Source organism: Microbacterium sp. C448, assembly GCF_000582705.2.
Taxonomy (GTDB): Bacteria; Actinomycetota; Actinomycetes; order Actinomycetales; family Microbacteriaceae; genus Microbacterium; species Microbacterium lacus_A.
This window is the reverse complement of record NZ_HG779798.1, coordinates 1-6723: the sequence shown is the minus strand read 5'-3', so window position 1 is coordinate 6723 and position 6723 is coordinate 1. Positions and strand designations below refer to the sequence as shown.

Below are 6723 nucleotides of genomic sequence, written 5' to 3'. Positions count from 1 at the left end.
CGAGTCGACGAGCTCTTCGGCCTCGACGGCCGCGCCGTCCAGACTCACGAGCAGTCGTTCGGATGCGAACTCCGCACCCTTCGCGACCGCCATGGAAAAGATCAGCTCGGCCGGTTGGGTGACCGTGAGTGTCATGTGTGCGCCGACGTCTCGCTTCATCCGTCGATCATGCCAGCGAGGTGTGTCATCCGTGTGAACGGATGCCGGGGGTTGACGCCCCTCGGGGCGCACGGTAGCGGAGCATCCGGGCCTCCCGAGGCTGCCGCTTCGGCTGTGCCACACTGACGCCGGAGGCGCACATGGCAGAGCACGAGGTGTCACGAGAAGACGTGCAGCAGAATGACACCCGAACCGAGCGGGCCCAGCCGCGGCATCGTTGGTTGCGGGTCGTCCTGTGGATCGGTGTCCCGCTCGTCGCGATCCTGGTCGTGATCAGCATCGTCACGTCGGTCACGCCGTGGCCCTCCGCGATGCTCATCCGCTCGGTCTTCGAGCGTGGGGGAGCGGCCACTGTTGCCGAGATGGAGCCCTACGTCCCCGACACCCCGTTGCGCGAACAGCTCGATGTCGCCTATGCCCCCGCCACGGCGGGAATCGCCGCCGCCGACACGACGATGGACGTCTTCACATCGGCGGCCGCGGGCGAGGTGCTGCCGACGGTGGTCTGGGTCCATGGCGGTGCCTGGATCTCGGGTTCGAAAGAGAACGTCGACCCATATCTGCGCATCCTCGCGAACGAGGGCTACACGACGATCGGCGTGAACTACACGCTCGGGCCCGAGGGGGCATACCCGATCGCGATCACCCAGCTGAACGAGGCGCTCGCCTACATCGACGCGAACGCGGAAGAGCTGGGGGTCGACGCATCCCGCATCGTCCTCGCCGGCGACTCGGCGGGTGGGCAGCTCGCCAGCCAGCTCGCCGTCCTGATGACCAATCCGCGGTACGCCGACATCATGGGCATGGATCCGGCGCTCGAACCCGATCAGCTCGTCGGCGCGATCCTCAACTGCGGCGTCTACAGCCTGCCCGCGATGGCCGAGCTCGACGGCATCACCGCGTGGGGTTTTCAGGTCGCGCTGTGGGCCTACACGGGCACCAAGAACTGGTCGGCCTCGTACGAGGGAGCGACGATGTCGACGATCGAATGGGTGACGGATGACTTTCCGCCCACCTACATCTCGGGCGGCAACGGCGACGGGCTGACGTGGCTGCAGTCGATACCGATGTCGCAGCGTCTGCGCGATGTCGGCGTCGATGTCACCGAGCTCTTCTGGCCCGCGCAACACAGCCCGGCGCTGCCGCACGAGTACCAGTTCCACCTGGATCTGCCTGAGGCGCGCGAGGCGCTCGCCGCGACGATCACGTACCTGGCCGACGTCACCGGCTGAGCGGAGGATGGGCGGCGCGTGTCAGGATGCGTGGAGACATCCGCGCCCGAAAGGACACCCCATGGCCTCCCTCCCACCGCTCTCTGTCCTGCGTCGCGTCGGTGGACTCACGGTCGCCGCGGGCGCGCTCCTCGCTGTCGCGGGCTCAGGGGCCTGGTTCGCCGTGACGAAGCAGCTGCGCGCTGAGAAGATCACGGTTCCCGGCAACGCGCCGATCCTGGCGGGCAAAACCGTGCAGGACCCCGTGACGGCCTACGTCGAGGCCGTCGTGATCAAGGGCAACGCCGAGCGCGGCGCGGGTGGACGCACGTTCGCCGACATCAGTGACGCGCTGCGCACCGTCGAGAAAGGCTGCGAAGAAGAGGGCAAGCTGCGTGGTCAGAGCGCGTCGCTTGCGACCGCAGCCTCGCTTCGCACCGCATTGATGACGTCCGTGCTCGCGTACGGCGTCAGCGCGCTCGTCGCCGGGCTCGGCGCGTTCTTCGTGGTCGTGGGGTCGCAGCTGCGCCGTATCGACTGACGCGGCGTCGGTCGGGCGCGCTCGCCGACGGGGGCGTCGGAGATCCGGTGAGCGTCGGATCGGATGCATCCAATCCATCCGACCCTCGCCGAATCTCCGACCTGCGCCGAGCGTCAGCGCCGTTCGACTCGGTAGCGCCGAGCGTCAGCGCACCTGCGCGCTGATCACGCTCATCACGGCCGTGTCGGCGAGTGTCGTGGTGTCCCCGACATCCCGTCCCTCGGCGACGTCGCGCAGCAGGCGCCGCATGATCTTGCCGGAGCGCGTCTTCGGCAGCTCGGCGACGATGTAGACGTCGCGCGGGCGCGCGATCGGCCCGATCTGCTCGCCGACCCAGGCCCTCAGTCCCTGCGCGAGGCCGTCGGGCGAGTGCTTGTCGAGGTAGCTCTGCTTGATGATCACGAACGCCACGACCGCCTGGCCGGTGGTCTCATCGGATGCCCCGACCACCGCGGCCTCGGCCGTTGCCTCGTGCGCGACGAGCGCCGACTCGATCTCGGCGGTCGACAGGCGGTGGCCCGAGACGTTCATCACGTCGTCGACCCGGCCGAGCAGCCAGATGTCGCCGTCATCGTCGAGTCGCGCGCCGTCTCCCGCGAAGTAGAAGCCCTGGTCGGCAAACTTTTCCCAATAGGTCTCGACGTAGCGATCAGGGTCGCCCCAGATGCCGCGCAGCATGCTCGGCCACGGCTCGGTCGCGACGAGCAGCCCGCCATTCCCGGTGCCGACGTGCTCGCCCGCGTCGTCGACCACATCGATCGTGATGCCCGGGATCGGCACCTGCGCGCTGCCCGGCTTCGTCGTCGTCACGGCGGGCAGCGCCGAGATCATGATCGCGCCCGTCTCGGTCTGCCACCACGTGTCGACGATCGGTGTCTTGTTCGCGCCGATCACCTCGCGGTACCACATCCACGCCTCGGGGTTGATGGGTTCGCCCACCGAACCGAGCACGCGCAGGCTCGACAGGTCGAACTTCTGCGGAATCGCGCGCCCGAGCTTCATGAACGAGCGGATGGCGGTGGGCGCGGTGTAGAAGATGGTCACGCCGTACTTTTCGATGATCTCCCACCAGCGGCCCGGGTGCGGGGTGTCGGGCGTGCCCTCGTAGATCACCTGCGTGGCGCCGTTGGCGAGGGGCCCGTACGCGACGTACGAGTGTCCGGTGATCCATCCGACGTCCGCGGTGCACCAGTAGACGTCGGTCTCTGGGCGCAGGTCGAAGACGTTCCGGTGCGTGAAGGCGGCCTGGGTGAGGTATCCGCCCGACGTGTGCAGGATGCCCTTCGGCTTACCCGTCGTCCCCGACGTATAGAGGATGAAGAGGGGGTTCTCGGCGGGGAAGGGCTGCGCCTCGTGATCAGCGGATGCTGCGGGCACCGCCTCGTGCCACCACACGTCGCGTCCCTCGGTCCACTCGACGTCGTTCTCGCCGCGACGCACCACGAGCACGTGCTCGACGCTCGCCTGCACGCCTGAGCCGTTGCGGTCGGCGAGTGCCATGTCGACGGCGGGCTTGAGGGGAGAGACCTTGCCCTTGCGGTAGCCGCCATCCGCGGTGATGACGACCTTCGCGCCCGCGTCGTCGATGCGCGAGCGCAGGCTGTCGGCCGAGAATCCACCGAAGATGACCGAGTGGATGGCGCCCAGGCGCGCGACGGCGAGCATCGACGCGACGGCCTCGGGGATCATCGGCAGGTAGATCGCGACCCGGTCTCCGGCCTCGACACCGAGTTCTTGCAGGACGTTGGCGGCGCGCTTGACCTCGTCCGTCAGCTCGGCGTATGTGATGCGGCGCTCGTCGCCGAGTTCGCCCTCCCAGTACAGGGCGATGCGCTCGCCGTTGCCGGCCTCGACGTGGCGGTCGAGGCAGTTGTACGCGACGTTCAGTTCGCCGTCATCGAACCACTTCGCGAAGGGCGGGTTCGACCAGTCCAGCGTGCGTGTGAACGGCTTCGACCAGTGCAGCAGATCGTGGGCCTGATCAGCCCAGAAACCCTCACGATCGTCGGCGGCACTCTCGTAGAGGGCCTGGGCGGGGCCTGCATCGGCGAAGCCCTCCGGCGGGGCGAAGTGTCGCGTCTCATTGTAGAGGTGGTCGATCTGGCTGGACATGGATGCGCGCTCCTTTGTGCGTGTCACCTGCGGCGCTCGGGGACGCCGGGGATCGTGTGTGCGAATTTACCGGCGACGTCCGCGGCGAGACTACCGCCGAAAGTCGGTGTCTCGCGTGCGGGGCGGCGCGGCACGTGCACGCAGATTGCGGCGTTCCTGAGAATTCCGACTGATATACCGCCTGATCTGCCCGAATCGGGTCGGTCGGGTCGAATTACATGCGTATGCTTTTCGCGGCCGAACATTCGATTCTGGCATCGCGGCGTCCCCTTGTGCGGACGTCGCACGGCGGCATCCCGTTCCCCCCACGGGATGCCGCCTTCTTCTTTTTCCTCTTCCGCGGACCTGCCATCCGCACGACCGCGGTGCAGACACGCGGCGGATCGGCCCCGTACGCCGATGTGTCGAATTTTGATCGTGCGGATGGCACGGGCCACGCGCCTGGTGCCGGTCCTCCCCAGGCGGTGGGCATGCGGCTGGTCCCCCGGAACGGCGTCTCTCTGGGGTGGGGGCGGTCCTGGTTTCCTAGCCTCGCTGCATGCCCCCTCCTCCGTTCGTGCCCGCGCCGCCGAGCACCGCCGCTCGCCAGCCGGTTCCGGGATCGGCTCCGACGGCGACGCCTCGCAGAGGAGCGGATGGCTTTGTGCCGGTTCTCAGGGATGGTGTTCCACAGGACCTGACCCCGGGGTTGCGAAGTCGGGCGGTCGGGAGATACGGCGCTGGGGCGTCCGGAGTGGGTGCCGGACCCAGCGCTGCCGGATTCAGCGCTGCCGAGGAATCCCGGCCATCCGCGCATCCTCCGCAGCTCGCTCCGCTGGCGGCGTACCTCGACGATCCGGATGTGACGGATGTCTTCGTCAACGGTTCGCGCGGGCTCTGGGCCGATCGGGGCGCGGGGGCGATCCGCGACCCGCTGTGGCGTGCCGACGAGGATGCGGTGCGCGAACTCGCGCTCGCGTTGATCGGGCTCGGCGGTCGGCACGTCGATGAGGCCAGTCCGTGCGTGGACGTACGGTTGGCGTCCGGGATGCGCATTCACGCCGTTCTGCCGCCCATCTCGACGGCCGGGACGACGCTTTCGATCCGCATCCCGCGGGTCGTGCGGCCGACGCTCGACGATCTCGACGAGCGGGGGATGTTCCGCACTCGGCCTGGTTCTGCCGAGTGGCTCCGTTCGCTCGTCGCCGACCGTGTCAATGTGCTCGTCACCGGTGCCGCGGGCAGCGGCAAGACGACGCTGCTCGCAGCGCTGCTTTCCGCGGCTCCGGCATCCGAACGCATCGTGACGATCGAGGACGTCGCCGAACTGACGATCGCTCACCCGCACCACATCGCGTTGGAGGCTCGACAACCGAATCTCGAGGGTGCGGGCGGCATCGGGCTCGCCCGCCTCGTCCGCGAAGCACTGCGGATGCGTCCCGATCGGCTCGTGCTGGGGGAGTGTCGGGGTGATGAGGTGCGCGAGTTGCTCGCCGCGCTCAACACGGGTCACGACGGGGGTGCGGGTACCGTCCATGCCAGCGGATTGCGCGAAGTGCCGGCCCGGCTCGAGGCGCTCGGGGCGCTCGCGGGCCTCGATGATGCCGCCCTGGCCCGGCAGGCCGTCAGCGCGATCGGGGCCGTTGTGCACGTCGGTCGCGCAGAAGACGGCACCCGCACCCTGGTGGGCGCGGGGCACCTCAGTCTCGAGAACGGGCGGCTCGCGATCGTGGAGCAGGCGCCGTGGCGCTCGTGAGGCGTCGCGCCGCGGCCGAGCGGGACACGGGTCCCGCCGAGGTCGCCGAGGTCGCGCGTCGTGCGGCGGTCCTGCTGCAGGCGGGCGTCGCGCCGCTCGCCGTCTGGCAGTACCTGGCCGAGCGGGATGCCCCGGCAGCGGCCGTGCTCGCCGATCTCGACCGGGGAGTGCCCGTCGCGGCCGCAATCGCAGCTCGGGGGCAGTCGTGGCGCGAGCTGGCGGTCGCGTGGGCTGTGGCATCCGCGGTTGGTGCGGCGCTCGCCGAGGCGTTGCGTTCGTTCGCACTCGGCTTGCGGGACGCTGCCGAAGCGCGAGACGACGTGACCGTCGCCCTCGCTGAGCCCGCTGCGACGGCGCGACTGATGCTGTGGTTACCGGCGGTCGGGTTGCTGATGGGCGTCGCTCTCGGGTTCGACACCCTCGGCATCCTGTTCACCGATCCTCGGGGGATCGCGTGCCTCGTGGCCGGACTGGCGCTCGTCGTCGGTGCGCGAGTGTGGACGGTCCGCCTCATCGGGCGCGCGCGACCTGAGCCGGGTCTTCCGGGTCTCGACGCCGAGCTGTTCGCGATCGCTCTGAGCGGGGGGGCATCGATCGACGCTGCTGCGGTGCACATCGGCCGAGCGCGCGCGGCCGTGAACCCGGGCGGTGACGACGTGCAGGCGGACATCCCTCCGGCCGTGCAAGACGTGCTTGACCTATCGCGCGCGGCGGGCGTCCCCGCCGTCGAGCTGCTCCGCGCCGAGTCGGCGAGCGCGCGTCATCGCGCCCGCGTGGACGGCCGACTTCGTGCCTCGAAACTCGGGACCCGATTGCTGTTGCCCCTCGGGATCTGCACGCTCCCGTCCTTCCTCCTCCTCGCTGTCGCCCCGCTCGTGCTGTCGATTCTCGACACGACCGACCTGCCCGCGCTCTAGAGAAAGGACCCAGCCGCCCCACCGCGCCGCCCGCCCACCGCACGCACC

At 69.3% G+C, this 6723-nt stretch carries 5 protein-coding genes; 4 read left to right on the top strand and 1 reads right to left on the bottom strand.

Annotation, left to right across the window (positions count from 1 at the left end; genetic code table 11):
- Window positions 1–299 precede the first annotated feature (299 nt).
- Complete coding sequence (locus MIC448_RS14615; protein ID WP_081766450.1) at window positions 300–1391, top strand: alpha/beta hydrolase; 1092 nt, start codon at window positions 300–302, stop codon at window positions 1389–1391.
- A 61-nt stretch (window positions 1392–1452) separates the two neighbouring features.
- A complete protein-coding gene (locus MIC448_RS14610; protein WP_051514085.1) occupies window positions 1453–1911 on the top strand; it encodes a hypothetical protein in 459 nt (152 codons plus the stop codon).
- Between the two features lie 144 nt (window positions 1912–2055).
- Here the strand turns inward: MIC448_RS14610 and acs are convergent, their stop codons facing one another.
- Entirely contained in the window at window positions 2056–4023 is a 1968-nt protein-coding gene (gene acs / locus MIC448_RS14605) for an acetate--CoA ligase (RefSeq protein WP_036301372.1), read from the bottom strand.
- A 733-nt stretch (window positions 4024–4756) separates the two neighbouring features.
- Here acs and MIC448_RS14600 point away from each other — a divergent pair.
- Together MIC448_RS14600 and MIC448_RS14595 are read left to right on the top strand one after the other, a co-directional pair.
- The gene (locus MIC448_RS14600) at window positions 4757–5758 is read left to right on the top strand and encodes a TadA family conjugal transfer-associated ATPase (RefSeq protein ID WP_373457236.1); all 1002 of its coding nucleotides are present in this window, start codon (window positions 4757–4759) and stop codon (window positions 5756–5758) included.
- Window positions 5746–6675: a type II secretion system F family protein gene (locus MIC448_RS14595; protein ID WP_232711113.1), complete on the top strand. Its 930-nt coding sequence runs from the start codon at window positions 5746–5748 to the stop codon at window positions 6673–6675. The genes MIC448_RS14600 and MIC448_RS14595 overlap by 13 nt, the downstream gene beginning before the upstream one ends.
- Window positions 6676–6723: the final 48 nt, after the last annotated feature.

Excerpts from the sequence above, each read along its gene's own strand:
- MIC448_RS14615 (WP_081766450.1), top strand. The coding sequence starts at position 300 with ATGGCAGAGCACGAGGTGTCACGAGAAGACGTGCAGCAGAATGACACC.
- MIC448_RS14610 (WP_051514085.1), top strand. The coding sequence starts at position 1,453 with ATGGCCTCCCTCCCACCGCTCTCTGTCCTGCGTCGCGTCGGTGGACTC.
- acs (WP_036301372.1), bottom strand. The coding sequence starts at position 4,023 with ATGTCCAGCCAGATCGACCACCTCTACAATGAGACGCGACACTTCGCC.